The 25,959-nt window shown below is 66.4% G+C and carries 22 protein-coding genes and 2 rRNA genes; 16 read left to right on the top strand and 8 right to left on the bottom strand.

Translation table 11 applies throughout. From position 1 onward, the window contains the following. Nucleotides 1–9 precede the first annotated feature (9 nt). Nucleotides 10–918, bottom strand: a complete 909-nt coding sequence (gene glyQ / locus AC1HIL_RS00865) for a glycine--tRNA ligase subunit alpha (RefSeq protein ID WP_203203041.1) — start codon at nucleotides 916–918, stop codon at nucleotides 10–12. Between the two features lie 271 nt (nucleotides 919–1,189). Between glyQ and AC1HIL_RS00870 the strand changes: the two genes are divergently transcribed. Genes AC1HIL_RS00870 through AC1HIL_RS00880 form a run of 3 tightly spaced genes read left to right on the top strand, consistent with a single transcriptional unit; the run spans nucleotide 1,190 to nucleotide 3,865 of the window. After that, nucleotides 1,190–2,179: a diacylglycerol/lipid kinase family protein gene (locus AC1HIL_RS00870; RefSeq protein ID WP_057597928.1), complete on the top strand. Its 990-nt coding sequence runs from the start codon at nucleotides 1,190–1,192 to the stop codon at nucleotides 2,177–2,179. Next, nucleotides 2,176–2,994: a metallophosphoesterase family protein gene (locus AC1HIL_RS00875; RefSeq protein ID WP_479670936.1), complete on the top strand. Its 819-nt coding sequence runs from the start codon at nucleotides 2,176–2,178 to the stop codon at nucleotides 2,992–2,994. Before AC1HIL_RS00870 ends, AC1HIL_RS00875 begins: the two co-directional genes overlap by 4 nt. A 10-nt stretch (nucleotides 2,995–3,004) precedes the next feature. Next, complete coding sequence (locus AC1HIL_RS00880; protein WP_261217271.1) at nucleotides 3,005–3,865, top strand: phosphatase PAP2 family protein; 861 nt, start codon at nucleotides 3,005–3,007, stop codon at nucleotides 3,863–3,865. Nucleotides 3,866–3,944: 79 nt separating this feature from the next. On the opposite strand, the gene AC1HIL_RS00885 is transcribed toward AC1HIL_RS00880, so the two are convergent. Then, on the bottom strand, nucleotides 3,945–5,015 hold the full coding sequence (locus AC1HIL_RS00885; protein WP_057596982.1) for an asparaginase: 1,071 nt from the start codon (nucleotides 5,013–5,015) through the stop codon (nucleotides 3,945–3,947). Between the two features lie 161 nt (nucleotides 5,016–5,176). Between AC1HIL_RS00885 and AC1HIL_RS00890 the strand changes: the two genes are divergently transcribed. From AC1HIL_RS00890 to AC1HIL_RS00925, 8 genes are all read left to right on the top strand, one after another. Then, complete coding sequence (locus AC1HIL_RS00890) at nucleotides 5,177–5,857, top strand: TetR/AcrR family transcriptional regulator (RefSeq protein ID WP_172705738.1); 681 nt, start codon at nucleotides 5,177–5,179, stop codon at nucleotides 5,855–5,857. 126 nt (nucleotides 5,858–5,983) lie between these two features. Beyond that, on the top strand, nucleotides 5,984–6,571 hold the full coding sequence (locus AC1HIL_RS00895; protein ID WP_261217275.1) for an NAD(P)H-dependent oxidoreductase: 588 nt from the start codon (nucleotides 5,984–5,986) through the stop codon (nucleotides 6,569–6,571). Next, on the top strand, nucleotides 6,568–7,839 hold the full coding sequence (locus AC1HIL_RS00900) for an amidohydrolase family protein (RefSeq protein ID WP_479670937.1): 1,272 nt from the start codon (nucleotides 6,568–6,570) through the stop codon (nucleotides 7,837–7,839). Before AC1HIL_RS00895 ends, AC1HIL_RS00900 begins: the two co-directional genes overlap by 4 nt. 40 nt (nucleotides 7,840–7,879) lie before the next feature. Further along, nucleotides 7,880–8,743 carry a creatininase family protein gene (locus AC1HIL_RS00905; protein ID WP_093348298.1) on the top strand — a complete coding sequence of 288 codons (864 nt, stop codon included), beginning with the start codon at nucleotides 7,880–7,882 and terminating at the stop codon, nucleotides 8,741–8,743. A 64-nt stretch (nucleotides 8,744–8,807) separates the two neighbouring features. Further along, nucleotides 8,808–9,788 (top strand): ABC transporter substrate-binding protein, encoded by a 981-nt coding sequence (locus AC1HIL_RS00910; protein WP_422095812.1) that lies wholly within the window; start codon nucleotides 8,808–8,810, stop codon nucleotides 9,786–9,788. A 13-nt stretch (nucleotides 9,789–9,801) separates the two neighbouring features. Continuing rightward, on the top strand, nucleotides 9,802–10,632 hold the full coding sequence (locus AC1HIL_RS00915; RefSeq protein ID WP_261217281.1) for an ABC transporter ATP-binding protein: 831 nt from the start codon (nucleotides 9,802–9,804) through the stop codon (nucleotides 10,630–10,632). Further along, nucleotides 10,629–11,432, top strand: coding sequence for an ABC transporter permease (locus tag AC1HIL_RS00920; RefSeq protein ID WP_479670938.1), 804 nt, complete (start codon nucleotides 10,629–10,631; stop codon nucleotides 11,430–11,432). Before AC1HIL_RS00915 ends, AC1HIL_RS00920 begins: the two co-directional genes overlap by 4 nt. Before the next feature lie 7 nt (nucleotides 11,433–11,439). After that, nucleotides 11,440–12,819 carry an FAD-binding oxidoreductase gene (locus AC1HIL_RS00925; RefSeq protein WP_479670939.1) on the top strand — a complete coding sequence of 460 codons (1,380 nt, stop codon included), beginning with the start codon at nucleotides 11,440–11,442 and terminating at the stop codon, nucleotides 12,817–12,819. Between the two features lies 1 nt (nucleotide 12,820). Here AC1HIL_RS00925 and lnt read toward each other — a convergent pair whose 3' ends face one another. The 4 genes from lnt to AC1HIL_RS00945 all read right to left on the bottom strand — a co-directional run bounded on the left by lnt (nucleotide 12,821) and on the right by AC1HIL_RS00945 (nucleotide 16,654). Further along, complete coding sequence (lnt, locus tag AC1HIL_RS00930) at nucleotides 12,821–14,344, bottom strand: apolipoprotein N-acyltransferase (protein ID WP_479670940.1); 1,524 nt, start codon at nucleotides 14,342–14,344, stop codon at nucleotides 12,821–12,823. Continuing rightward, nucleotides 14,344–15,222, bottom strand: coding sequence for an HlyC/CorC family transporter (locus AC1HIL_RS00935; protein ID WP_057596996.1), 879 nt, complete (start codon nucleotides 15,220–15,222; stop codon nucleotides 14,344–14,346). Before AC1HIL_RS00935 ends, lnt begins: the two co-directional genes overlap by 1 nt. A gap of 120 nt (nucleotides 15,223–15,342) precedes the next feature. After that, the gene (locus AC1HIL_RS00940) at nucleotides 15,343–16,071 is read right to left on the bottom strand and encodes an N-acetyltransferase family protein (protein ID WP_479670941.1); all 729 of its coding nucleotides are present in this window, start codon (nucleotides 16,069–16,071) and stop codon (nucleotides 15,343–15,345) included. A gap of 109 nt (nucleotides 16,072–16,180) precedes the next feature. Continuing rightward, complete coding sequence (locus AC1HIL_RS00945; RefSeq protein WP_057596999.1) at nucleotides 16,181–16,654, bottom strand: Lrp/AsnC family transcriptional regulator; 474 nt, start codon at nucleotides 16,652–16,654, stop codon at nucleotides 16,181–16,183. Between the two features lie 150 nt (nucleotides 16,655–16,804). Here AC1HIL_RS00945 and hppD point away from each other — a divergent pair, with 150 nt between their 5' ends. The 5 genes from hppD to AC1HIL_RS00970 all read left to right on the top strand — a co-directional run bounded on the left by hppD (nucleotide 16,805) and on the right by AC1HIL_RS00970 (nucleotide 22,395). Beyond that, nucleotides 16,805–17,932: a 4-hydroxyphenylpyruvate dioxygenase gene (hppD, locus tag AC1HIL_RS00950; RefSeq protein ID WP_057597001.1), complete on the top strand. Its 1,128-nt coding sequence runs from the start codon at nucleotides 16,805–16,807 to the stop codon at nucleotides 17,930–17,932. 29 nt (nucleotides 17,933–17,961) lie between these two features. Next, complete coding sequence (locus AC1HIL_RS00955) at nucleotides 17,962–18,768, top strand: transporter substrate-binding domain-containing protein (RefSeq protein WP_296730936.1); 807 nt, start codon at nucleotides 17,962–17,964, stop codon at nucleotides 18,766–18,768. A 15-nt stretch (nucleotides 18,769–18,783) separates the two neighbouring features. Next, nucleotides 18,784–19,656, top strand: coding sequence for a phenylalanine 4-monooxygenase (gene phhA, locus AC1HIL_RS00960; RefSeq protein ID WP_057597006.1), 873 nt, complete (start codon nucleotides 18,784–18,786; stop codon nucleotides 19,654–19,656). Between the two features lie 111 nt (nucleotides 19,657–19,767). Beyond that, a complete protein-coding gene (locus AC1HIL_RS00965; protein ID WP_479670942.1) occupies nucleotides 19,768–21,465 on the top strand; it encodes an AMP-binding protein in 1,698 nt (565 codons plus the stop codon). Then, nucleotides 21,466–22,395, top strand: a complete 930-nt coding sequence (locus AC1HIL_RS00970) for an MBL fold metallo-hydrolase (RefSeq protein WP_479670943.1) — start codon at nucleotides 21,466–21,468, stop codon at nucleotides 22,393–22,395. 131 nt (nucleotides 22,396–22,526) lie between these two features. On the opposite strand, the gene rrf is transcribed toward AC1HIL_RS00970, so the two are convergent. Both rrf and AC1HIL_RS00980 read right to left on the bottom strand, forming a co-directional pair. Continuing rightward, a 5S ribosomal RNA gene (gene rrf / locus AC1HIL_RS00975) occupies nucleotides 22,527–22,639 on the bottom strand. A 140-nt stretch (nucleotides 22,640–22,779) separates the two neighbouring features. After that, nucleotides 22,780–25,650 (bottom strand): 23S ribosomal RNA (locus tag AC1HIL_RS00980). Between the last annotated feature and the right edge of the window lie 309 nt (nucleotides 25,651–25,959).

Genomic DNA, 25,959 nt, shown 5'->3' on the forward strand with positions numbered 1-25,959 from the left:
CGTCATCGCTCAGGCGGCCTTCTTCGGTGCGATCTGCGCGACCCATTCGCGCGGTGCCATCGGGAAGCCCAGCCGTTCCCGGCTGTCGTAGTAGCTCTGCGCCACGCTGCGCGCGAGGTTGCGGATGCGGCCGATGTAGGCCGCGCGTTCGGTCACGCTGATCGCGCCGCGCGCGTCGAGCAGGTTGAAGCTGTGCGCGGCCTTGAGCACCTGCTCGTAGGCCGGCAGCGCGAGCTGCTCGGCCATCAGGTGCTTGGCCTGCTTCTCGTGCGCGGCGAAGGCGGTGAACAGGAACTCGGCATCGGAATGCTCGAAGTTGTAGGTCGACTGCTCGACCTCGTTCTGCTTGTAGACGTCGCCGTAGCTCAGGCCCTCGGTCCACACGAGGTTGTAGACGTTGTCCACGCCCTGCAGGTACATCGCGAGGCGCTCGAGGCCGTAGGTGATCTCGCCGGTGATCGGCTTGCAGTCGATGCCGCCGACCTGCTGGAAGTAGGTGAACTGCGTCACCTCCATGCCGTTGAGCCAGACCTCCCAGCCCAGGCCCCAGGCGCCGAGCGTGGGGTTCTCCCAGTCGTCCTCGACGAAGCGGATGTCGTTCTTCTTGAGGTCGAAGCCCAGCGCCTCGAGGCTGCCGAGGTAGAGCTCGAGGATGTTCGCGGGCGCGGGCTTGAGCACGACCTGGTACTGGTAGTAGTGCTGCAGGCGGTTCGGGTTCTCGCCGTAGCGGCCGTCCTTGGGGCGGCGGCTGGGCTGCACGTAGGCGGCCTTCCAGGGCTCGGGGCCGAGCGCGCGCAGGAAGGTGGCGGTGTGCGAGGTGCCCGCGCCCACTTCCATGTCGTACGGTTGCAGCAGCGCGCAGCCCTTGTCGGCCCAGTACGACTGCAATTTGAGAATGATTTGCTGGAAGGTCAACATGAAGGGTGCCGGCCGGCGCGGCCGGGCGTTGGACGAAAGCGCGGCGGTGCGCCGCGAAAGCCCGCGATTTTACGGGCGGAGGGCAACTCTCCCACAGCGGGTCGGGAAGGCGCCTGCCACGGACCGGGCGCGGGCCGTGCGACAAACCGGGGTCCGCGCGGGCCCCTGTCTTCCACGGCCGCGCGGTCGACGCTTTTTCAGCCGGCCGGGAACGCCCGCCCGCCGCTCCGATCCGACTCCCTCCCACGAGCCCCCAGCCCCCTACGACCCCATGCCAGTGCCCGAGACCGGCCCGAACACCCCGCTCTTCATCGTGCTCAATGCCGCCTCCGGCAGCGAGGACGCCGTCCAGGCCCGCGAGGTCATCGAGGAAGGCTGCGCCGCGGCCGACCGCCGGCTGCGCATCTTCACGGTCGACCGCGGCAGCGCCGACGACGGCCCCGGCAGCCTGCGCGCGCTGGCGCGCGAGGCGGTGGAGCGCGCGCGGGCCGCCGGGGGCGTGGTGGTGGCCGCGGGCGGCGACGGCACGATCAATGCCGTGGCCCAGGCCACGCTGGGCAGCGGCTGCGCCTTCGGCGTGCTGCCGCAGGGCACCTTCAACTACTTCAGCCGCGCCCACGGCATCCCGCGCGACACCGCGCAGGCGCTCGAGGTGCTGCTGACCCAGCCGCCGCGGCCGGTGCAGGTCGGACTGCTCAACGACCGCGCTTTCCTGGTCAACGCCAGCCTGGGCCTGTATGCCCAACTGCTCGAGGAGCGCGAGCACTACAAGTCGCGCTACGGGCGCAACCGCCTGATCGCGCTCGGCGCGGGCCTGCTCACGGTGCTGCGCGGCCACCGCACGCTCGACCTGCGCATGGCCTGGCGCGGCCAGGAGCGCGCGATCCGCACGCCCACGCTGTTCGTGGGCAACAACCCGCTGCAGCTGCTGCAGATCGGCATCGAGCATGCCGACGCGCCCGAGCAGGGGCAGCTGGCGGCGGTGGCGCTCAAGCCCCATGGCCTGCTGTCGATGCCGGGGCTGCTGCTGCGCGGCGCGCTCGGGCGGCTCGGCGAGGCCGACGAGGTGCTGAGCTTTCCCTTCGAATCGATGACGGTGCGCATCGGCCGCGCGGGCAGCCGCGGCCCGCGGCGCGTGAAGGTGGCGACCGACGGCGAGATCGGCTGGGCCGAGATGCCGCTGCTGTTCCGCGTCTCGCCCGAGCCGCTGTGGCTGATACGGCCCGACGTGGCACCCGAGCTCGAGGCGGCCAAGCAATGAGCGTGTTGCTGCAGGTGTCCGACCCGCACTTCGGCACCGAGCAGCCGCCGGTGCTGGCGGCGCTCGAGCGGCTGGCGCGCGAGCTCGCGCCCGAGCTGCTGGTGCTGTCGGGCGACATCACCCAGCGCGCCACCCGCGCGCAGTTCGCGGCCGCGCGTGCCTTCGTCGACCGGCTGGCGCCGCGGGCGCTGCTGGCGATCCCGGGCAACCACGACATCCCGCTGTTCCAGCTCGCGGCGCGCGCCTTCGCGCCCTACGGCCGCTACAGCGAGGCCTTCGGCGACGAGCTCGAGCCGGTGGTCGACCTGCCCGGCTGGCTGGCGATCGGCGTCAAGACCACGCGCCGCTGGCGCCACGAGGACGGCGAGGTGTCGCGCGCGCAGGTCGAGCGCGTGGCGCGACGGCTCGCCGCGGCGGCGCCTTCGCAGCTGCGCGTGGTGGTCACGCACCAGCCGGTGGCGGTGACGCGGCGCGAGGACATCGGCAACCGGCTGCATGGCGGCGAGGCCGCCGCGGCGCGCTGGGCCGCGGCCGGCGCCGACCTGGTGCTCGGCGGCCACATCCACCTGCCCTTCGTGCTGCCGCTGCACGAATGCCTCGTCGATGTCCCGCGGCCGATGTGGGCGGTGCAGGCGGGCACGGCGGTGTCGTGGCGCGTGCGCGCGGGGCATCCGAACTCGGTCAACGTGGTGCGGCGCGACGATGGCGCGCACGCTTGCATGGTCGAGCGCTGGGACTACGCAGCCGAGCGCCAGGCCTTCGTGCTCGCCGACGCCGTAAGGCTTTCGCTTGCCAGCGCGGCGGCGCCGCTTTAGGGTGCGCCGCATGTCATCGGCAGTCCCCGTCCCTTCCTCCCTTTCCTCCTCTCCCCTCCCCACCCCGCCCGCCCTGGTCGCGCATGCCGAACAGCTCGGCGCCCATGCGCTGGGCGGCTTCCTCTCGCTGCTGCTGGCCTCGGTGCTGGCCGCCGGCCTGGCCTGCTGGATGGCGCAGCGCCGCCGGCTCGCGCTGGCCGCGGAAGAAGAACCCGACGAGCCCCGGCTGGTGTTCGCGCTGGTGCTGGGCTTCGCGACGATCCTCGGTGCCTCCAGCCTGTTCGCCTGGATCGCCTCGAACCTCGGCGACGGCCGCACGCTGGGCCTGGCCGACCAGGCACTGACCGACGCGATCGCGCAGCACATGCCGCACGGCGTGATCCTCGCGTTCAGCTGGCTCACGCGGCTGGGCGACTTCGCCACGCTGGCGCCGGTGGCGGTGCTGGTGGCGCTGCTGCTGTGGCACCGCTCGCACCGCGGCCTGGCGCTCGGCTGGTCGATGGCGCTGGTGGGCATCGTGCTGCTGAACCCGGCGCTCAAGCAGATCTTCGCGCGCGCCCGGCCGCTGCACGACCACGGCCTGGCGCACGAGACCAGCTACAGCTTCCCGAGCGGCCACAGCGCGGGCGCGATCGTGAGCTACGGCATGCTGGTCTATCTCGCGCTGCGCCTGCTGCCGCCGCGCTGGCACGTGGCGGCGGCGATGGCCGGCGCCGCCGCAATCGTCACCATCGCCTGCAGCCGGATCTTCCTGCAGGTGCACTTCGCGAGCGACGTGGTGGCGGGCCTGCTGACCGGGCTGGCCTGGCTGCTGGTGTGCGTGGGCGGGCTGGAGTTCGCGCGGCACCGCCAGCGGCGGCGCGCGCGCTGAAACCCTTGCCCATGAAAAAAAGGCCGCGCCCTCCCCTGCGGAAGGAACGCGGCCCCGGCGACCGGCGCGGATCGAGCGATCAGTATTCCCAGAAGATGCGCTGCAGTTCCTTGGTGTCGCTGGTCTTGGTCAGCGCGACCATCGCGAGGATGCGCGCCTTCTGCGGGCGAAGGTCGTGCGCCACCACCCAGTCGTACTTGTCGTCGGGCTGCTCGGCATTGCGGATCACGAAGCCGTCGGGCACGCGCGAGCTGCGGATGACGACGATGCCGTCGGCGCGCACCTTCTGCAGGTTCGGCACGATGCGGTCGGCGACCGAACCGTTGCCGGTGCCGCCATGGATCAGCGCCTTGATGCCGCTCTTGGCGAGCGCGTCGATGGCGGTCGAGGACACGCCCTCGTAGCCCATCGCGATCTCGACCGGCGGCAGCGCGCTGATCTGGTCGATGTTGAACTCCGAGAACATGGTGTGGCGCTTGACCGGCGCGCGGAACCAGTAGTTCTTGCCCTCGACCACCATGCCCAGCGGGCCCCACTGGCTCGAGAAGGCGCTGGTCTTGATGTTCACGCTCTTGCTCACGTCGCGCGCGGTGTCGATGTTGTCGTTCATCGTCACCAGCACGCCCTTGCCCGCGGCGTCCTTGCTGCCGGCCACCGTCACGGCGTCGTACAGGTTGAGCGCGCCGTCGGCCGACAGCGCGGTGCCCGGACGCATCGAGCCGACCACCACGATCGGCTTGGGCGTGTGCACGGTCAGGGTCAGGAAGTAGGCGGTTTCTTCCAGCGTGTCGGTGCCGTGCGTGATCACGATGCCGTCGACGTCGCTCTGCTTGGACAGCGCCGACACGCGCCTGGCGAGCGTGAGCAGGTTGTCGTTGGTGAGGCTCTCGGAGGCGACCTGGAACACCTGTTCGCCGCGCACGTTGGCGACCTTGGAGAGCTCGGGCAGGCCCGCGATCAGCTTGTCGACGCCGACCTTGGCGGCCGCGTAGGTGGCGCTGTTGACGGCCGAGGCGCCCGCGCCCGCGATGGTGCCGCCGGTGGCCAGGATCACCACGTTGGGAAGCGCCTGCTGCGCCTGAGCGAGCGCGCTGGCCGCCAGCATCGCGGCACCGGCCGCGAGGGCCCTGAAGCGGGGGGAAAGGTACATGGAGAACTCCTTGTGTTGAATGAATTTTTCGAGGCGGCGAGAAGATACATGAACCATGCCCGGCTGCCCGGCGCGGCCATGCCGGCATGGCATGCGGTCATGCGGCTGCGAGGAAGCAGGCATTACCATCCAACGCGCGCACGCCGCGCCACTCCCTCGCCATGAACGCCGATTCCGCCGCCCTTCCCGTCTCGACCGCCCAGGAAATGCCCGCGCCCGACGGGCCGCTGTCGCGCGCGCGCCCGGGCCGCGAGCGCATCATGGCGGCGATCCGCGCCGCGGCGATCGCGGAGTTCAGCCTGCACGGCCTGAAGGGCACCTCGACCCAGGCCATCGCGGCGCGCGCCGGCCTCACCAAGCCGCAGCTGCACTACTACATCGTCGGCAAGGAAGAGCTGTACGAAGAACTGCTGATGCAGGTGCTGCATGCGTGGAAGGTGGTGTTCTCGTTCGAGGACGCGAGCGACCCGGCGACGGTGCTCGGCGACTACATCCGCAAGAAGCTCGACCATGCGATCGACAGCCCCGAGATGTCGCGCATCTTCACGCGCGAGATCCTCGACGGCGGCCGCAACCTCGACCGCTACTGGCCCAATGCGCGCGCCTGGACGCAGAAGAAGGTCGACATCATCAACGGCTGGATCGCGCGCGGCCAGATGCGCCCGCTCGATGCGCGCATCCTGCTGATGCACGTCTGGGCCATGACCCAGAGCTACGCCGACTACGCGATCCAGACGCGCGTGATGCTGGGCCTGCCGAGCGACGCGCCGATCGACCGCGAGCCGATCGCGCGCGAGCTAGTGGCCTTCGTGCTGGCCGGCTGCGGCATCCGCGCAAGCTAGCACCCACGCGCCGTCCGGGCGCATTGCTCCCCCCTCCAAAACCGCACCGGCCCCAATCCGGTGCGCCCGCGCTGGCACGTCGCTTGCTAAACCTGACCACTTGCTCTGATTAAGCGGTCAAACACCATGCGCGTGCTCGTCGTCTACTGCCATCCGGTCGAAACCAGCTTCCATGCCGCCCTGCACCAGGAGGTGCTGAAGAACCTGCGCGCGGCCGGCCACGAGGTGGACGACTGCGACCTCTATGCCGAGGGCTTCGATCCGGTGCTCTCGCGCGAGGAGCGGCTGGGCTACCACGAGGTGCCGGCCAACCAGCTGCCGCTCAAGCCCTACGTCGAGCGGCTGCGGTGGGCCGAGGGCATCGTGTTCTGCTTCCCGACCTGGTGCTTCGGCCTGCCGGCCATGCTCAAGGGCTACTTCGACCGGCTCTTCATGCCCGGCGTGGCCTTCGACATCAGCGATCCCGCCAACGTGAAGCCGATGCTCACGCACATCAAGCGCATCAGCGCCGTGGTCACCTACGGCCGGCCGCGCTGGGTGGCGATGTACATGGGCGACCCGCCGCGCAAGATCGTCACGCGCTACATGAAACGGCTGACCGGGCATGGCGCCCGGGTCGACTACCACGCCCACTACCACATGAACGTGGCGACCGAGCCCCAGCTCAAGCGCTTCATGGCCAAGGTCGGCAACGCCATGGCGCGCTTCGCATGAGCGCGCCCGTGCTGCTCGACCGGCTGCGCCTGCCGCGCTGGCTGCTGCCGGCCGACTGGCCGCAGCGCGACGGCGTGCCGGTGCTCGCGCGGCTCGCGATCGAGGGCGGCCGCGTGCAGTCGCTGCAACCCGCGGACGATGCTCCGACGCCCGCCGCGGGCTGGGACCTCGGCGGCACGCTCGCGCTGCCGGGCTTCGTCGACGCCCACACTCACCTCGACAAGGTCTTCACGCTGCCGCGCATGAAGACGGTGCAGCCCGGCCTGCTCGGCGCCATCGACGCGATGCTGGCCGACCGCGTGAACTGGACGCCCGCCGACGTGCGGGAACGCGCGGCGCGCGGCCTGCAATGGGCCTGGGAATGCGGCACCACGCACCTGCGCACGCACGTCGACTGGTGGGAACCCGATGCCCTGCCGATGGCCTGGCCGGTGATGGCCGAGCTGGCGCAGGAATGGAAAGGCCGCGTGCGGCTCGAGCAGGTGAGCCTGATCAAGCTGCCGCTGTTCGAGGACGCGGCGCAGGCGCTGCGGCTCGCGAAGCAGGTGAAGGCCACCGGGCCGCATGCGCTGCTCGGCGGCTTCGTGCATTCCACCAACTGGAGCGAGAACGCGCTGCGCAACCTGCTGCGCTCGGCGCAGGCCTGCGAGCTCGACATCGACCTGCACGTGGACGAGGAGCTCAATGCCTCGGCCACGGGCCTGGCGGCCACCGCGCGCATCCTGGCCGAGATCGGCTACGAGGGCCGCATGGTCTGCGGCCACGTCTGCGCGCTCGCGGAACAGCCCGAGGCGCAGGCGCTGGCCACGCTCGACGCGGTGGCGCGCGCGCCGATCACGGTGGTCTCGCTGCCCGCCACCAACCTGCTGCTGCAGGACGCCGTGACCGGCCGCACGCCGCGCCGGCGCGGCATCACGCTGGTGAAGGAGGCGCGCGAGCGCGGCATCCCGCTGCTGTTCGCGAGCGACAACGTGCAGGACCCGTTCTGCCGGCTCGGCAGCTTCGATCCGGTGGAAGCGCTGGGCACGGCCGCGCTGGTGGCGCAGCTCGACGAGCCGTTCGAGACCTGGTCGCAGGCGCTGTGCCGCGCCGACTGGCTGCGCCGCGACGCCACCGTGCAACGCCCGACGCTCGTCGGCGCACCCGCCGACCTCGTGCTCTTCGGCGCGGCCGACCGCTTCGGCTGGCCCTCGCGCAGCGCATCGCGCGTGGTGCTGCGCGCGGGCCGCGTCGCGCACGGCGAGGTGCCGGCGACCTGGCACGCCTGAACCCTCTTCGACGAACAGAACCACTCCAAGGACCGCCCCCATGCTCCACGGCTACATCCCTCCCCACCGCTTCCTGCCCTACCTGAGCTGGACCGAGATCGCCGCGCTGCCCGACCGCGAGAACACGGTCATCGTGCTGCCCTGCGGCGCGATCGAGCAGCACGGCCCGCACCTGCCGTGCTCGGTCGACAGCGTGATCAGCTCGGGCGTGATGGGCAAGGCGCTCGAGAAGCTGCCGGCCGAGGTGCGCGCCTTCGCGCTGCCGACCATCACCTACGGCAAGTCGGAAGAGCACCTGCACTTCCCCGGCACGATGACGCTGACCGGCACCACGCTGCTGTCGACCGTGACCGAGATCGGCGAGTCGGTCTACCGCGCGGGCTTTCGCAAGCTGCTGTTCGCCAACGGCCACGGCGGCCAGCCGCAGGTGCTCGAGATGGCGGCGCGCGAGCTGCGGCTGCGCCATGGCGACTTCGTGGTGGTGCCGCACGGCGTGTCGCGGCTGCCGAGCGCGGCCAGCAAGCAGGTCAGCGAGCAGGAGAAGAAGCTCGCGATGCATGCCGGCCATTCCGAGACCGCGCTGATGCTTGCGCTCGCGCCCGAGACGGTGCACATGGAGCGCGCGGTGGCCAACTTCCCGCCGCCGTTCCCGATCAAGCTGCTGTCGGCCGACGGCCGCCCGGCCTGCGCCTGGACCGCGCGCGACTTCGGCCCCAGCGGCGTGATCGGCGACCCGACCACCGCCACGCGCGAGCAGGGCGAGGCGATCCTCGACACGCTGTCCGACAGCTGGGTGCAGGCGCTGACCGAGCTGCATGCGCTGCGCTGGGTGGTGCGCGAGGAAGCCACCTGGGAGCGCGGCCACCAGCAGGGCTTCGTGCAGCAGTCCTTCGCGCCGGCCTGAGCCTGCTTCTTGCATCGGCCCGTCTTTCCCTTTTTCTTCACCCACGCCCTAGAGAGGTCCTCCCATGCGCTCCTTCGCACTGTCCCTGGCCGGCGCCGCCGCCATCGCCTTCCTCGCCGCGCCCGCGCAGGCCGAGGACAAGTTCACCTACATGACCAACTGGTACGCGCAGGCCGAGCACGGCGGCTTCTACCAGGCCGTGGCGCAGGGCATCTACAAGAAGTACGGCCTCGACGTGACCATCAAGATGGGCGGCCCGCAGGTCAACATCACGCAGATGATGGCGGCCGGCCAGGCCGACTGCATCATGGGCTCGAGCGACATCCAGATGATGCAGGTGCGCGAGGGCGGCGTGCCGGTGGTCAACGTGGCGGCCTTCTTCCAGAAGGACCCGCAGGTGCTGATCGCGCACGACGACGTGAAGGGCTTCGAGGACCTCAAGGGCAAGACGCTGCTGATCGGCGCGCAGGCCAATCGCGGCTACTGGCCCTGGCTCAAGGCGAAGTTCGGCCTCAAGGACGAGCAGACCCGGCCCTACACCTTCAACATCCAGCCCTTCGTGGCCGACAGGAACACGGCGCAGCAGGGCTACCTGACCTCCGAGCCCTACGCGATCCAGAAGGCCGGCGTGAAGAGCACCGTGCTGATGTTCAGCGACCACGGCTTCCCGGCCTATGCCACCACCGTCTCGTGCATGGAGAAGACGGTGAAGGAGCGCGGCAAGCAGGTGGCGGCCTTCGTCAAGGCCTCGGCCGAAGGCTGGAAGAGCTACCTCGCCGATCCCGCGCCCGCCAACGCGCTGATCAAGAAGGACAACCCCAACATGACCGACGACCAGCTCGCCTACAGCGTGGCCAAGCTCAAGGAGATGGGAATGATCACGGGCGGCGACGCCGGCAAGCTCGGCATCGGCGTGATGACCGATGCGCGCGCCAAGGCCAGCTACGACTTCCTCGTGAGCGCCAAGCTGCTCGACCCGGCCAAGGTCGAGCTCGCGAAGACCTACACGACCGAATTCGTGAAGGACGCGAAGGTGCTGCCCTGACCGTCGCCACGCCATGAACCGCATCGACCCCCACACCCTCGCGCCGCCGACGGTGCCTGCCGTGCCCGCGGTGGAAGTGCTCTCGGCCGAGAAGACCTATCCCAACGGCACACAGGCGCTCCTGCCGGTCGACCTGTCGATCGCCGAGGGCGAGTTCGTCACGCTGCTCGGCCCCTCGGGCTGCGGCAAGAGCACGCTGCTCAAGATGGTGGCGGGCATGCTCGAGCCCAGCGACGGCCGGTTGCTGGTGTGGCGCAAGCCGGTGAGCCAGCTGCACGACAGCGCGCGCCGGATGTCCTTCGTGTTCCAGTCGCCCACGCTGATGCCCTGGGCCAGCGTGCAGACCAACGTGCGGCTGCCGCTCGACCTGGCCGGCGTGCCGCGCAAGGAGGCCGATGCGCGCGTGATGGAGTCGCTGGCGCTGGTGGGCCTCGAGAAGTTCGCGGGCGCGCTGCCGCGCGCGCTCTCGGGCGGCATGCAGATGCGGGTGTCGATCGCGCGCGGGCTGGTCACGCAGCCCGAGCTGCTGCTGATGGACGAGCCCTTCGGCGCGCTCGACGAGATCACGCGCCACAAGCTCGACGCCGACCTGCTCGAGCTCTGGCGCAAGAAGAAGCTCACGGTGATCTTCGTGACGCATTCGATCCACGAGGCCGTGTTCCTCTCGAGCCGCGTAGTGATGATGGCCGCGCGGCCTGGCCGCGTGGTCGAGCAGTTCCAGATCGACGAGCCCTATCCGCGCAGCGCCGACTTCATGGTCACGCCCGAGTTCGCGCGCCATGCCAAGCGGCTGCAGGACAGCCTGCTGCGCGCCAGCCATGCCGACGAGGAACACGCGCGATGAGCCGCACGCCTCTCCTGAGCCAGCCGCGCGTGCAGCGCGTGCTCTACCCCCTGGCGATCGGCCTGCTGCTGATCGCGCTGTGGCAATGGATGGTGGTGGCGATGGAGCTGCCGCCCTACCTCGTGCCCTCGCCCTGGCTGATGCTGCAGACGCTGGTGACCGACTGGGCACCGCTGGGCAACGCGCTGCTGGTCACGCTCAAGATCACGGTGCTGTCCTTCGTGCTCGCCACGGTGGCGGGCGTGCTGATCTCGTTCCTGTTCGTGCAGAGCAAGCGCATCGAGACCGCGCTCTTTCCGTACGCGGTGCTGCTGCAGGTCACGCCGATCGTGGCGGTGGCGCCGCTGATCATCATCTGGGTCAAGAACCCGACAGCCGCGATGACCGTGTGCGCGGCGCTGGTGGCACTGTTCCCGATCATCAGCAACACCACGCTGGGCCTGCGCAGCATCGACCCCGACCTGCAGAGCTACTTCAAGCTCAACCGCGCCACGCGCTGGCAGCAACTGGTGCGGCTGCGCATCCCGAGCGCGCTGCCCTACTTCTTCGGCGGCCTGCGCATCTCCAGCGGTCTTGCGCTGATCGGCGCGGTGGTGGCGGAGTTCGTGGCCGGCACCGGCGGCTCGGGCGCGGGACTGGCCTACCAGATCCTGCAGGCGGGCTTCCAGCTGAACATCCCGCGGATGTTCGCCGCGCTGCTGCTGATTTCCCTCACCGGCGTCGCGCTCTTCGTGCTGATGGCCTGGCTCACCAAGGTGGCGCTGGGCTCGTGGCATGCGAGCGAACTTTCCCAGGACTGACTCCAACATGAACGCACAAGAATCCTCCATCGGGCCGCTGCTGCTCGAACTCCCCGACCTCGACTGGATCACCGACGAGGGCCGCGTCGTGCGGCTGTCGCAGGACTTCTCCTGGTTCAGCCCGGTGCTCAAGCGCCAGCTCGAGGGCAAGCATGCCGAGGTGGTGGTGCGCCCGCGCAGCGAGGACGAGATCCGCGCGGTGGTCGGCGCCTGCGCGCGCCACGGCGTGCCGATCACCGTGCGCGGCAGCGGCACCGGCAACTACGGCCAGACCACGCCGCTGGCCGGCGGCGTGGTGCTCGACATGACCGGCTACAACGCCTGCCTCTGGGTACGGCCCGGCGTGGCGCGCGCGCAGGCCGGCATCCGCCTGGGCGAACTCGAGAAGCAGACCCGGGCCAGCGGCCAGGAGATGCGCTGCGTGCCCTCGACCTACCGCAGCGCCACGCTCGGCGGCCTGTTCGGCGGCGGCTTCGGCGGCGTGGGCTCGATCAACTACGGGCCGCTGGGCGCGCCGGGCAACGTGCTCGGCATCCGCGCGATGACCATCGAGGCCGAACCCCAGGTGGTCGAGCTGCGCGGCGCCGAGGCGATGCGCATGCATCACCTGTGGGGCACCAACGGGCTGGTGCTCGAACTCGAGGTCGCGCTGGCGCCCGCGCATCCGTGGCTCGAGACGCTCGTGACCTTCTCCGATTTCGAGGGCGCGCTGAACTTCGCCGACCGGCTCGCGAACGCGCCGGGAATCGTGAAGCGCGAGGTGTCGTTCTATGCGGCGCCGATCTCCGACCACCTGGCGCAACTCGCGGCGCACCTGCCCAAGGGCTGCCACACGGTGCTGTCGCTGGTGGCCGAGGCCAGCGAGCCGGCGCTGCTGCAGCTGGTCGAGAGCTTCGGCGGCACGGTGAGCTACCGCAAGACCGCGGCCGAGGTGCAGAAGAGCAACCGCACCCTGATGGAGTTCACCTGGAACCACACGACGCTGCACGCGCTCAAGGTCGATCCGACCCTGACCTACCTGCAGAGCGGCTTCGTGCCGGGGCGCCACGTGGCGCAGGTCATCGAGATGGAGAAGCTGCTGGGCGGCGAGGTGATGATGCACCTGGAGTTCATCCGCAACGTGGCGGGCCTGATGACCTGCAGCGGCCTGCAGCTGGTGCGCTTCAGCACCGAGGAACGGCTGCAGGAGATCATGCAGATCCACCGCGAGCACGAGGTGCACATCAACAACCCGCACGTGAACATCGTCGAGGACGGCAAGGCCGGCGGGCCGCTGCCGCCCGAGGTGATCGCCGTGAAGCGGCGCTTCGATCCGCTGGGCCTGCTGAACCCCGGCAAGCTGCGCGACTGGCCGGTGAAGCCGCGCGCGGCCGCGGTGGCGGCCTGAGTCAGGCCGCGCGGCGACGCCGCACGAAGGCGACCGCGACGATCGCGCAGGCCAGGCCCCACAGCGGCCACAGCCCGAGGTGCGCGACCCAGCGCGCATAGGGCGTGAGGCCGGTGCGGCCCTCGACCGGGGCCTCGAGCACGCCGCGCGTGAGCCGCGGCAGCGCATGGGTCACGCGGCCCTCGGCGTCGATGACCACGGTGGCGCCGGTGTTGGTGGCGCGCACCATCGGCCGCGCGAACTCGAGCGCGCGCATGCGCGAGATCGCGAGATGCTGGTCGATGGCGATCGAGTCGCCGAACCAGGCGATGTTGCTCACGTTGAGCAGGATGGTCGGTGCCGTCGCCGCGTCGCGGAAGTTGGCGCCGATCTCGTCGCCGAACAAGTCCTCGTAGCAGATGTTCGGCGCGATGCGCTGGCCCTGCCAGGCGAGCGCGGGCTGCGCGAGGCCGCCGCTGCGGAAGTCGCCGAGCGGGATGCTCATCATGTCGATGAACCAGCGGAAGCCGAAGGGAATGAACTCGCCGAAGGGCACGAGGTGGTGCTTGCTGTAGGCGTAGGCCGAGGCGGCGCCGGGCCGGAAGCCGAGCACGGTATTGGTGTAGCCCTGGCGGTCGCCCAGCGGCAGGCCGACCACGGCCGCCTGGCTGCCGCTCGCATAGCGCGCCTGGATCGCCTCGAGGTAGCCCGCGGGAAGTTGCTGCGGCAGCAGCGGGATCGCGGTCTCGGGCGTGACCACCAGCGAGGCCCTGGCATCGCGCAGCTGTTCGCCGTACCAGCGCAGCGCGTTCTCGATGCCGCCGTTGGGAACGAATTTCTCGTCCTGCGCGATGTTGCCCTGCAGCAGCGCGACCTGCAGCGTGCCCGCGGCTTCGCCGCGCGAGGGCTGGGCCACGAGCGGAAAGCCGAACACGACCGCGACCAGCAGCGCGGCGCCCGCGAGTTCGGCACGGGCCGCGGGGCGAGCCAGCGCGACCAGCGCGGCGGCCAGGGCCGCGACGGCGCCGATGCCGTAGACGCCGACCCACGGCGCCCAGCCCGCGAGCGGGCCCTCGACATGCGCATAGCCGCCCGCGCCCCAGGGGAAGCCGGTGAACCAGCTGCCGCGCACCAGTTCGGCCAGCGTCCACAGCGCGGCGAACACCAGTGCGCCGGTGACCGTGCCGCGCGGACCGCGCCGCACGAACCAGGCGCCGGCCAGGGCGTAGTACAGGCCGAGCGCGGCGGCGAGTGCGAGCACCGCGATCGCGGCCAGCGGCGCGGCGAGGCCGCCGTAGGTGTGCATCGAGATGAAGAGCCACCAGAAGGTGCCGCTGAGCCAGGCGGTGGAGAACAGCCAGGCATGCAATCCGGCGCGGCGCCAGCCCGCGTTCTCGTCGCGCAGCCGGCGCAGCCCGAAGGCAAGGACGCCGAGCGACACCAGTTGCAGCAGCCACAGCGGCCGGCCCGAGCCGGGCATGGCGATCGAGGCGGCCTGCGCCAGTCCGGCCAGCAGGAAGGCCAGGGCCAGCAGTGCGGCGCGCATCAGTCGGCCGCGTCGCCGCCGCGGGCCGGCGACACCTTGAACCAGCGCACCGCGCCGCCCTTGGTGTGCAGCACCACGAAGTCGAAGCCGCCGATCGCATGGTGCTCGCCGCGCTTGGGCACGTGGCCCATCTCGTGCGCGATCAGGCCGCCGATGGTGTCGAAGTCCTCGCTGAGCTGTTCCTCGTCGAAGACGATGCCGAAGGCCTCGGCCACGCGCTCGATCGGCGTGTCGCCCGAGACGCGGTAGGTGTGGTCGGCCAGGCCGAAGATGTCGCCCTCGTCCTCGGCGATGTCGAACTCGTCCTCGATCTCGCCGACGATCTGCTCGAGCACGTCCTCGATGGTGATCAGGCCGGCCACGCGGCCGAACTCGTCGATGACGATCGCCAGGTGGTTGCGGTTGCCGCGGAACTCGCGCAGCAGGTCGTTCAGGCCCTTGCTCTCGGGCACGAAGGTGGCGGGCCGCAGCAGCGCGCGGATGTTCAGGCCCGGCGCGCGCTGCAGCTTGAGCAGGTCCTTCGCGAGCAGGATGCCGATGATGTTTTCCTTCTCGCCCTCGTACACCGGGAAGCGCGAGTGCGCGGTGTCGATGACCAGGTGCAGCAGCGCGTCGTAGGGCGCGTCGATGTTCACCAGGTCCATGCGCGGCGCCGCGACCATCACGTCGCCGGCCGTCATGTCGGCCATGCGCAGCACGCCTTCGAGCATCACGCGCGATTCGGCGCCGATCACCTGGTTGTCTTCGGCATCCGCCAGGGTTTCGATCAGCTCGTCGCGCGAGTCCGGACCGGGATGGATGAATTCGGCGAGCTTCTGGAGAAAGCCGCGCTTGTCTTCCCGTTCGACGGGTGCGCGTTCAGGGTGAGGTTCGGCCACTGCGGGAGGGCGTAGTTGGGGGGAGTGCAAGGATACCGGATTGCATGTGACAGGCTCTACCGGGTCCGCCTGGGGGTATGCAAGGAGCGTTCCCGGGCAGGGCCGGGCCGCTCGAGGGCCTTATTGCGCCGACTTGCCGCGCGCGCTGCGCACGCCGCTGCGGACTTCCTGAAGACTGGCCAGAAAGGCCCAGAACTGCTTCGCGCGCGTCTTGAGGTGGAAGTCGACTGCCGCGTAATGCTCGAGCGCGATCTCGCTCATGCGGCTGTCGAAGGTGGCGCTCGGCAGCTGCAGGTGGGCTTCCGATTCGGAACCGCTGCGCACCACGGTGGCGCCGGCATTGCGCGCGATCTTGAGCATCGCGGCGTTCTCGCTGAGCGCATGGATGAACAGCATCCCCACGCCCTCGTTGCGCGCCACGACCACGGCACGCTCGAACAGCCGGGCGCCATAGCCGCGTCCGCGGGCATGGGCCGAGACGGAAACGCCAAATTCGGCGCAGTCGCTGGGCTGGTGGTCGGGCGCGAAGGCCAGGTGGGCCATCGCGATCAGCTCGAGCTTGCGGTTGTAGATGCCGAACAGCTCGTCGCGGTCGAAGTCGAGGCCGTCGACATAGCGCTGCACCTGCTCGTCGCCCGCGGCATAGCCGAAGCGCAGGTAGCGGTCGTGGGCGCTGAGCGCCAGCAGGTGGCTGGCGATGCGGTCGCGCTCGCGCGGGCCGATCGAGCGGATCGGCACCATGAGGGGCTGCGGCGCGGTGGCGGCGCGTGGCTGGGCCTCAACCATCGGCGCCTTCAGAAAAGAGCCGAGGCCGAGGGATGCCCTGAGGAGGTCCTTGGCGGTAAGCATGGCTTGAATGTAAGGGTTTTCCCTTAACCCGCAAGCCCGACGGGACACTTTCGTGACTCATTTGTGAATCAATACCCGAAAGCGTGTGCATGGAGCAACTTTTTCCTGTCTAGACCGGCACGGCTGTGGTGGCTTTGACACGGTCGAGCACGAAACTGGTCTTGCAGTCCTGCACGCTCGGGTGCTTGAGCAGGGTGTCCATGATGAAGCGGCTGTAGTGGGCCATGTCGGCCACGACCACGCGCAGCAGGTAGTCCATCTCGCCCGTGAGGGCGGCGCACTCGACGACCTCGGGCCAGGTCTGCACGCTGGCGCGGAACAGGTCCATGGGGTTGCGCTTGTGGCTCTCGGTGTGCTTTTCGAGCCGCACGTTGAGATAGGCCGTAAGCCCCAGCCCGACGGCCTCGGGCTTGACCAGCGCCACGTAGCGGTCGATCACGCGCTGCTCCTCGAGCCGCTTGACCCGCCGCAGCACGGCGCTGGGCGAGAGGCTGACCTGCTCGGCGATCTGGTCGTAGGTGGCGCGCCCGTCTGCTTGCAGCGTGCGCAGAATCAGCCGATCTATCTTGTCGAGTGCTTCCATGATTGGATTTTTGCACTTTTCCTGCAACATGACCAAAGAAGGCGCCCGCAAACGCTGAAATCATGAGCGGCAATCGACCTACATTGCTGCACTGGCCGAGCCGCCATCCTTTTCCTTTCCCCCTCGATCCCCACTTCTTCGGAGACTGCCATGAGCCACGCCGACGCGCCCGCCTTCACGCCCTGGGACAACCCCATGGGCACCGACGGCTTTGAATTCATCGAATACGCGGCACCCGATCCGGTCGCCATGGGCAAGGTCTTCGAGCGCATGGGCTTCACGGCCATCGCCAAGCACCGCCACAAGAACGTGCTGCTGTACCGCCAGGGCGAGATCAATTTCATCCTGAACGCCGAGCCCGATTCGTTCGCGCAGCGCTTCGCGCGCGAGCACGGCCCGAGCGTGTGCGCCATCGCCTTCCGCGTGCACGACGCCAAGGCCGCCTACGAGCGCGCCACCTCGCTGGGCGCCTGGGGTTTCGCCGACAAGGCCGGCCCGGGCGAGCTGAACATTCCCGCCATCAAGGGCATCGGCGACAGCCTGATCTATCTGGTCGACCGCTGGCCCGGCAAGAACGGCGCGAAGCCCGGCGACATCGGCAACATCGGCTTCTACGACGTGGACTTCGAACCGCTGCCGGGCGTGGCCTCGCAGGACGCCCTGACCACCAAGGGCAACGGCCTGACCTACATCGACCACCTGACGCACAACGTCTACCGCGGCCGCATGAACACCTGGGCCGGCTTCTACGAGAAGCTGTTCAACTTCCGCGAGATCAAGTACTTCGACATCGAGGGCCAAGTCACCGGCGTGAAGAGCAAGGCCATGACCAGCCCCTGCGGCAAGATCCGCATCCCGATCAACGAAGAGGGCAAGGAACAGGCCGGCCAGATCCAGGAGTACCTGGACATGTACAAGGGCGAAGGCATCCAGCACATCGCGATGGGCTCGGACGACCTCTACCAGACGGTCGACGCGCTGCGCGCCAAGGGCGTGACCCTGCTGGACACCATCGATACCTACTATGAGCTGGTCGACAAGCGCATCCCGGGCCACGGCGAGAGCGTGGAAGAGCTGCAGAAGCGCAAGATCCTGATCGATGGCAAGAAGGACGCGCTGCTGCTGCAGATCTTCAGCGAGAACCAGCTCGGCCCGATCTTCTTCGAGTTCATCCAGCGCAAGGGCGACGACGGCTTCGGCAACGGCAACTTCAAGGCGCTGTTCGAGAGCATCGAGCTCGACCAGATGCGCCGCGGCGTGCTGACCGCCGCAAAATAAGCGCTCCTTCCACCCTCCAGGAGCTCCGCATGCGCAACATCCTCTCGATCGGCCTGACCACCCTCGCCGCGGCGGTCGTTCTCTCGGGATGCGCGGCGGGGCCGGGAGGCGCGCCGGCCGGCCCCGCCGCGGGCTCGCACCTCGACAGCGTGCAGAAGGCGGCCGTGCTGCGCGTCTGCACGCCGGGCGACTACCGGCCGTTCAGCTTCCAGAAGGCCGATGCCTCGTTCGAAGGCATCGACGTCGACCTGATGGCCGGCTTCAGCAGCAGCCTGGGCGCGAAGCCCGAGTGGATCAAGACCACCTGGGCCAACCTGCTGCCCGACCTCGCGGCCGGCAAGTGCGACATCGCCGTGGGCGGCGTGTCGGTGACCACCGATCGCCAGAAGCGCGCCTTCTTCAGCGCGCCCTACATGGTCAACGGCAAGACGCCGATCGCGCGCTGCGCCGACGTGGCCAAGTACCAGAGCGTGGCCGACATCGACAAGCCGACCACGCGCGTCATCTTCAATCCGGGCGGCAGCAACGAACGCTTCGCCCGCACCAACTTCAAGCAGGCCCGGCTCACGCTGCACGGCGAGAACGTGACGATCTTCGACGAGATCCTCGCCAACCGCGCCGACGTGTTCGTGACCGAGTCGGCCGAGGCGATCGTGCAGCAGAAGCTCAAGCCGGGCCTGTGCGCGATCCATCCCGACAAGCCGCTGCAATACGGCGAAATGGCCTGGATGCTGCCGCGCGACGACGTGGCCTTCAAGGCCTATGTCGACCAATGGCTGCACCTGCAGCAGGCCGGCGGCGAGTTCCAGCGCGTCATGGACCGCTGGCTCAAGTAATCAACCGAAGCACCCATGGACATCCCTGCCACCGTCGTCACGCCCGCCGTCTACGGCGCCTCCGATCGCCCGCCGCGCGGCGACTACTCGCGCGGCGGCACGGTGCAGGCCGACTACACCTGCGCGCAGGACTGGGCCAGCTACACGGCGGCCGACCACGACACCTACAAGCGGCTCTACGAGCGCCAGGCCGCGCAACTGCCGGGGCTGGCCTGCGATGCCTTCATCAAGGCGCTGCCGCTGCTGGGTGTGAAGGACCGCATCCCGCGCTTCGAGGAGCTCAACGAGCGGCTGCACAAGGCCACCGGCTGGGAGATCGTGGCGGTGCCGGGGCTGATTCCCGAGCTGCCCTTCTTCACGCTGCTCGCGAACCGAAAGTTTCCGGTCACCGACTGGATCCGCAAGCCCGAGGAGTTCAACTACATCGTCGAGCCCGACGTGTTCCACGACCTGTTCGGGCACGTGCCGATGCTGTTCGACCCGACCTTCGCGGACTACGTGCAGCGCTATGGCGCGGGCGGCATCAAGGCCCATGAGCTCGATGCCGGCGAGAAGCTCGCGCGGCTGTACTGGTACACGGTGGAGTTCGGGCTGATCCGCCAGCCCGATGGACTGCGCGCCTATGGCGCCGGCATCCTGAGCTCGGTCGGCGAGCTGCAGCACGCGGTGCGCTCGAACGAGCCGCTGCGGCTGCCGCTCGACCTGCTGCGCACCATGCGCACGCTCTACAAGATCGACACCTACCAGGCCAACTACTTCGTCATCGACAGCTTCGCGCAGTTGTTCGACCTGACCGAGCCCGACTTCGCGCCGCTGTACCGGGCGCTGGAAACCGCGGCCGACATTCCCGCAGGCGTGCTGCAGCCCGGCGAATCCGGCAAGGCCTGAGCTTCCTTTTCGGCAGCTATCGCGCAGGCGACAGCCGATGCATTTACCTAGGACAAGCCCGCTGGTCGCTTGTCCTGTGCGGCTCCCACAATCCGCGCCAAAGGAGCTTGCATGCAGACATCCGCGCGACAGCACTATCCGGCCGGCGTACCGCACGAGATCGATCCCGAGCAGTACCGATCGCTTTCCCACATGTTCGACGAGGCTTTCGGCCGCTATGCCGACCGCCCGTTCTCGGTGTGCATGGAACGCTGGATGTCGTACGGCGAGCTCGATGCGCAATCGAAGGCGCTCGGCGCCTGGCTGCAATCGCGAGGGCTCGAGCCCGGCGCGCGCGTGGCGATCATGCTGCCGAACATCCCGCAATTCGCGGTCACCATGTGTGCCGTGCTGCGCGCCGGCTACACCTGCGTGAACGTCAATCCGCTGTACACCGCGCGCGAGCTCGAGCACCAGCTCAAGGACTCGGGCGCGACCGCGATCGTGATCCTCGAGAACTTCGCCTCCACGCTCGAGCAGGTGATCGAGAAGACGCCCGTGAAGCACGTGGTCATCACCGCGATGGGCGACCTGCTCGGCGGCCTCTACGGCAGCTGGATCACGCTCGCGGTGCGACACCTGAAGAAGATGGTGCCGCCGTTCAAGCTGCCGCTGAGCGATGGCCGCACGGTCACGCCGTTCTCGCAGGCGCTCGCCGAAGGACGCGGCCGCACGCTGGCAGCCGACAAGAGCACGCTCGATTCGATCGCCTTCCTGCAGTACACGGGCGGCACGACCGGGCTGTCGAAGGGCGCGGTGCTCACGCATCGCAACATCGTGGCCGCCACCTTGCAGGCCGAGGCCTGGTTCACGCCGGCGCTCGCGCGCGCGGGCGACCTCGCGAAGGTCAACAGCATCGCGGCGCTGCCGCTGTATCACATCTTCGCGCTCACGCTGTGCCTGCTCGTGATCCGCCAGGGCTCGCACATGACGCTGGTGCCGAACCCGCGCGACCTCGACAAGTTCATCGCGGTGCTGAAGAAGCGGCCCTTCCACATGCTGCCGGCGGTGAACACGCTGTTCAACGCGCTGTTGATGCATCCCGAGTTCAAGAGCATCGACTTCTCGACGCTGTTCGTCTCGCAGGCCGGCGGCATGGCGGCCTCGGAAGGCACGGCGAAGCGCTGGTTCGAGGCCACCGGCTGCCCCATGATCGAAGGCTGGGGCATGAGCGAGACCTGCGCGATCGGCACCAACAACCCGGTGTCGAACACCAGGTTCACCGGCACCATCGGCCTGCCGTTGCCGAGCATCGAGATCGCGATCAAGGACGATGAGGGCAATTCGATGCCGATCGGCGAATCGGGCGAGCTCTGCATCAAGGGCCCGAACGTGATGAAGGGCTACTACAACCAGCCGGCCGAGACGGCGGCGGCCTTCACCGCCGACGGCTTCATGCGCACCGGCGACGTCGCCGTGATGCAGGAGGACGGCTACAGCCGCATCGTCGACCGCAAGAAGGACATGATCCTGGTCAGCGGCTTCAACGTGTTCCCGAACGAGCTCGAGAACGTGATCTCGCTGTGCCCCGGCGTGGTGGAATGCGCGGCCATCGGCGTGCCCGACGAAAAGCAGGGCGAGGCGATCAAGGTCTTCGTGGTGCGCAAGGACCCGAGCCTGACCGAGGAGGCTGTGCTGCAATACTGCAATGGACAACTCACCGGCTACAAGCGCCCACGGCACATCGAATTCCGCGATGCGCTGCCCAAGACCAACGTCGGCAAGATCCTGCGCCGCGAACTCCGCACCACCGCCTCCGCGGGCCATTGAATGAGCGCGGCGGCGGTCGCCGGGTTGCCGGCGAATGTCGTCGTGCTCGAGCGTGGGTGGCTGTCTTCCAACAACATCCTCGCGATCGGCGCCGATGAGACGGCGCTGATCGATACCGGCTATGTGGCGCATGCCGAGCAGACGGTGGCGCTGGTCGAGTCGGCATTGGACGGTCGGCCGCTGGACCGGGTGCTCAACACGCACCTGCACAGCGACCATTGCGGCGGGAATGCGGCGCTGCAGGCGCGCTATCCGGCCCTTCGCATCGAGATCCCGCCGGGCGAGGCGGCGCTGGTGGAGCGCTGGGACGAAGAAGCGCTGAGCTTCCGGGCGACGGGGCAGAGCTGCCCGCGGTTTCGCGCCTCAGGGCTGCTGCAGCCTGGGACGGAGCGCGAGGTCGGCGGGCTGTACTGGCAGATTCATGCGGCGCCTGGTCACGATCCGCACTCGGTCATTCTTTTCGAGCCTGTGTCGCGGACCTTGGTGTCGGCGGATGCGCTGTGGGAGAACGGGTTCGGCATCGCTTTTCCGGAACTGAAGGGCGAACCGTCGTTTGGAGAGATGGGGGCCACCCTGGATCTGATCGAGCGCCTGGCGCCATTGATCGTGATTCCGGGGCACGGAACAATCTTCACGGACGTGGCAGGTGCGTTGAAGGTGGCGCGGCGACGGCTCGAGGGGCTGCAGCGGGATCCCGCAAAGCATGCGCGGCATGCGATCAAGGTACTGATCAAGTTCAAGCTGCTTGAAAAGCAGAGGATGTCGCGCTCGGATTGGATGGCTTGGGTGCGCGAGACGCCTTATCTGGCCATGGTGTGCGCGCGGTTCTTCCAGGGTGTGGCACTGGATGTCTTGGCACAGGAGATTCTGGGCGAGCTCGTCGCGGCAGAGGCGGCCGAATTAACCGAATACGAAGTCCGGAATCTCTGAATTGAATTTGCCAATAAAAAAAGCGCATCGTTTCGGTCGATGCGCTTTTTGTTTTTTTGCTTCTGCTTTGCTTTTGCTTGCGCAAAGAAAAAAGCCCCAACCGTTTGGTTGGGGCTTTTTTGGCTGTAATAGCCTGACGATGACCTACTTTCACACGGGAACCCGCACTATCATCGGCGCTGAGTCGTTTCACTGTCCTGTTCGGGATGGGAAGGAGTGGTACCAACTCGCTATGGTCATCAGGCATAAAGGGTTGCCGGGTTGATCGAGTGATCAACCTGGCGAATTCATAGAGTTTGAATCAGCACGCGCGGAGGCGTTATTTGAATGTGTTTTGAATGCGTCAACTTGGCATAACACCTTGATCTTCTTGATCAAAGTTATAGGGTCAAGCCGCACGAGCAATTAGTATCAGTTAGCTTAACGCATTACTGCGCTTCCACACCTGACCTATCAACGTCCTGGTCTTGAACGACTCTTCAGGGGGCTCGAGGCCCCGGCAGATCTCATCTTGAAACGAGTTTCCCGCTTAGATGCTTTCAGCGGTTATCTCTTCCACACTTAGCTACTCGGCAATGCCACTGGCGTGACAACCGATACACCAGAGGTGTGTCCACTCCGGTCCTCTCGTACTAGGAGCAGGCTTCCTCAAATCTGCAGCGCCCACGGAAGATAGGGACCAAACTGTCTCACGACGTTTTAAACCCAGCTCACGTACCTCTTTAAATGGCGAACAGCCATACCCTTGGGACCGGCTACAGCCCCAGGATGAGATGAGCCGACATCGAGGTGCCAAACACCGCCGTCGATATGAACTCTTGGGCGGTATCAGCCTGTTATCCCCAGAGTACCTTTTATCCGTTGAGCGATGGCCCTTCCATACAGAACCACCGGATCACTATGTCCTGCTTTCGCATCTGCTCGACTTGTCAGTCTCGCAGTTAAGCACGCTTATGCCATTGCACTATCGTCACGATGTCCGACCGTAACTAGCGTACCTTCGAACTCCTCCGTTACGCTTTGGGAGGAGACCGCCCCAGTCAAACTGCCTACCATGCACTGTCCCCGATCCAGATAATGGACCTAGGTTAGAACCTCAAACACACCAGGGTGGTATTTCAACGTTGGCTCCACAAGATCTAGCGACCCTGCTTCAAAGCCTCCCACCTATCCTACACAGATCTGTTCAAAGTCCAATACAAAGCTACAGTAAAGGTTCATGGGGTCTTTCCGTCTTTCCGCGGGGAGATTGCATCATCACAAACATTTCAACTTCGCTGAGTCTCAGGAGGAGACAGTGTGGCCATCGTTACGCCATTCGTGCAGGTCGGAACTTACCCGACAAGGAATTTCGCTACCTTAGGACCGTTATAGTTACGGCCGCCGTTTACTGGGACTTCAATCAAGAGCTTGCACCCCATCATTTAATCTTCCAGCACCGGGCAGGCGTCACACCCTATACGTCCACTTTCGTGTTTGCAGAGTGCTGTGTTTTTAATAAACAGTCGCAGCCACCGATTTTTTGCAACCCATTCATGCTCCGTTGTTCACTTCACACTAATAGGGCACACCTTCTTCCGAAGTTACGGTGTCAATTTGCCGAGTTCCTTCTCCTGAGTTCTCTCAAGCGCCTTAGAATACTCATCTCGCGCACCAGTGTCGGTTTGCGGTACGGTCGTATACAGCTGAAGCTTAGTGGCTTTTCCTGGAACCTCGTTCAGTCACTTCGCGAGCAAGCTCGCTCGATCGTTGGCCTCGGTATATGTGCACCGGATTTGCCTAATGCACGCCTACATCCAACTAAACCGGGATATCCAACACCCGGATGACCTATTAAGATCCGTCCCCACATCGCACTGTATATCGGTACAGGAATATTGACCTGTTTCCCATCAGCTACGCATCTCTGCCTCGCCTTAGGGGCCGACTCACTCTACGCCGATGAACGTTGCGTAGAAAACCTTGCGCTTACGGCGAGGGGGCTTTTCACCCCCTTTAACGCTACTCATGTCAGCATTCGCACTTCTGATACCTCCAGCACGCTTTACAACGCACCTTCACAGGCTTACAGAACGCTCTCCTACCACTTGCAATAAATTGCAAATCCGCAGCTTCGGTAACTGGCTTAGCCCCGTTACATCTTCCGCGCAGGACGACTCGATCAGTGAGCTATTACGCTTTCTTTAAATGATGGCTGCTTCTAAGCCAACATCCTGACTGTTTTAGCCTTCCCACTTCGTTTCCCACTTAGCCAATTTTAGGGACCTTAGCTGGCGGTCTGGGTTGTTTCCCTCTTGAGTCCGGACGTTAGCACCCGGTGCTCTGTCTCCCAAGCTGTACTCTTCGGTATTCGGAGTTTGCCTTGGTTTGGTAAGTCGCCATGACCCCCTAGCCAAAACAGTGCTCTACCCCCGAAGGTAATACTTGAGGCACTACCTAAATAGTTTTCGGAGAGAACCAGCTATTTCCAAGTTTGTTTAGCCTTTCACCCCTATCCACAGCTCATCCGCTAGTTTTGCAACACTAGTCGGTTCGGACCTCCAGTACCTGTTACGGCACCTTCATCCTGGCCATGGATAGATCACTTGGTTTCGGGTCTACACCCAGCGACTGATCGCCCTATTCGGACTCGATTTCTCTACGGCTTCCCTATTCGGTTAACCTTGCCACTGAATGTAAGTCGCTGACCCATTATACAAAAGGTACGCAGTCACCCTTGCGGGCTCCTACTTTTTGTAAGCACGCGGTTTCAGGATCTATTTCACTCCCCTCCCGGGGTTCTTTTCGCCTTTCCCTCACGGTACTAGTTCACTATCGGTCGATGATGAGTATTTAGCCTTGGAGGATGGTCCCCCCATATTCAGACAGGATTACACGTGTCCCGCCCTACTTTTCGCTAGCTCAGTACCACACAAGTCTTTTAACGTACGGGGCTGTCACCCACTATGGCCGGCCTTTCCAAGCCGTTCTGATAAGTCTTGTGCTATCACTAGCAGGCTCTTCCGATTTCGCTCGCCACTACTTTCGGAATCTCGGTTGATGTCTTTTCCTCGAGCTACTGAGATGTTTCAGTTCACCCGGTTCGCCTCGCATGACTATGTATTCATCATGCGATACCTTTCGGTGGGTTTCCCCATTCGGAAATCTCCGGATCAAAGCTAATTTGCCAGCTCCCCGAAGCTTATCGCAGGCTATCACGTCCTTCGTCGCCTATCATCGCCAAGGCATCCACCACGTGCTCTTATTCACTTGACCCTATAACTTTGACGTTTCTTCACAGAAACCAAAGTCAATCAAGGAATTGCCAGGTCTTTCACCTGGCGCGTTATGCCGTCTTCATAAATCGATTTCTCGAAATTGAAGTTCATATTGACGCAATCAAAAATTCAAGTTGCTGACGGCACGGTGAGCCATGAAGCTCTTTCCGTCAGCAACGCTGATTCAACTCTATGAATTTTTAAAGAACAGCCGATTGATCAGGAGATCCCGATCAACAACAAAGAAGCCTCATGCTTTCGCAGGAAGCCGCTTTGGTGTTGAAACGTTCCGAGGGGAACCGATGAT

The organism is Variovorax sp. ISS6 (assembly GCF_056523145.1).

Coding starts and splice junctions, on each gene's coding strand:
- AC1HIL_RS00955 (WP_296730936.1), top strand. CDS start 17,962: ATGCGCAACATCCTCTCGATCGGCCTGACCACCCTCGCCGCGGCGGTC.
- AC1HIL_RS00940 (WP_479670941.1), bottom strand. CDS start 16,071: ATGCTTACCGCCAAGGACCTCCTCAGGGCATCCCTCGGCCTCGGCTCT.
- AC1HIL_RS00965 (WP_479670942.1), top strand. CDS start 19,768: ATGCAGACATCCGCGCGACAGCACTATCCGGCCGGCGTACCGCACGAG.
- AC1HIL_RS00945 (WP_057596999.1), bottom strand. CDS start 16,654: ATGGAAGCACTCGACAAGATAGATCGGCTGATTCTGCGCACGCTGCAA.
- AC1HIL_RS00890 (WP_172705738.1), top strand. CDS start 5,177: ATGAACGCCGATTCCGCCGCCCTTCCCGTCTCGACCGCCCAGGAAATG.
- AC1HIL_RS00900 (WP_479670937.1), top strand. CDS start 6,568: ATGAGCGCGCCCGTGCTGCTCGACCGGCTGCGCCTGCCGCGCTGGCTG.
- phhA (WP_057597006.1), top strand. CDS start 18,784: ATGGACATCCCTGCCACCGTCGTCACGCCCGCCGTCTACGGCGCCTCC.
- glyQ (WP_203203041.1), bottom strand. CDS start 918: ATGTTGACCTTCCAGCAAATCATTCTCAAATTGCAGTCGTACTGGGCC.
- AC1HIL_RS00920 (WP_479670938.1), top strand. CDS start 10,629: ATGAGCCGCACGCCTCTCCTGAGCCAGCCGCGCGTGCAGCGCGTGCTC.
- AC1HIL_RS00910 (WP_422095812.1), top strand. CDS start 8,808: ATGCGCTCCTTCGCACTGTCCCTGGCCGGCGCCGCCGCCATCGCCTTC.
- AC1HIL_RS00875 (WP_479670936.1), top strand. CDS start 2,176: ATGAGCGTGTTGCTGCAGGTGTCCGACCCGCACTTCGGCACCGAGCAG.
- AC1HIL_RS00905 (WP_093348298.1), top strand. CDS start 7,880: ATGCTCCACGGCTACATCCCTCCCCACCGCTTCCTGCCCTACCTGAGC.
- AC1HIL_RS00870 (WP_057597928.1), top strand. CDS start 1,190: ATGCCAGTGCCCGAGACCGGCCCGAACACCCCGCTCTTCATCGTGCTC.
- AC1HIL_RS00970 (WP_479670943.1), top strand. CDS start 21,466: ATGAGCGCGGCGGCGGTCGCCGGGTTGCCGGCGAATGTCGTCGTGCTC.
- hppD (WP_057597001.1), top strand. CDS start 16,805: ATGAGCCACGCCGACGCGCCCGCCTTCACGCCCTGGGACAACCCCATG.
- AC1HIL_RS00925 (WP_479670939.1), top strand. CDS start 11,440: ATGAACGCACAAGAATCCTCCATCGGGCCGCTGCTGCTCGAACTCCCC.
- lnt (WP_479670940.1), bottom strand. CDS start 14,344: ATGCGCGCCGCACTGCTGGCCCTGGCCTTCCTGCTGGCCGGACTGGCG.
- AC1HIL_RS00915 (WP_261217281.1), top strand. CDS start 9,802: ATGAACCGCATCGACCCCCACACCCTCGCGCCGCCGACGGTGCCTGCC.
- AC1HIL_RS00895 (WP_261217275.1), top strand. CDS start 5,984: ATGCGCGTGCTCGTCGTCTACTGCCATCCGGTCGAAACCAGCTTCCAT.
- AC1HIL_RS00880 (WP_261217271.1), top strand. CDS start 3,005: ATGTCATCGGCAGTCCCCGTCCCTTCCTCCCTTTCCTCCTCTCCCCTC.
- AC1HIL_RS00885 (WP_057596982.1), bottom strand. CDS start 5,015: ATGTACCTTTCCCCCCGCTTCAGGGCCCTCGCGGCCGGTGCCGCGATG.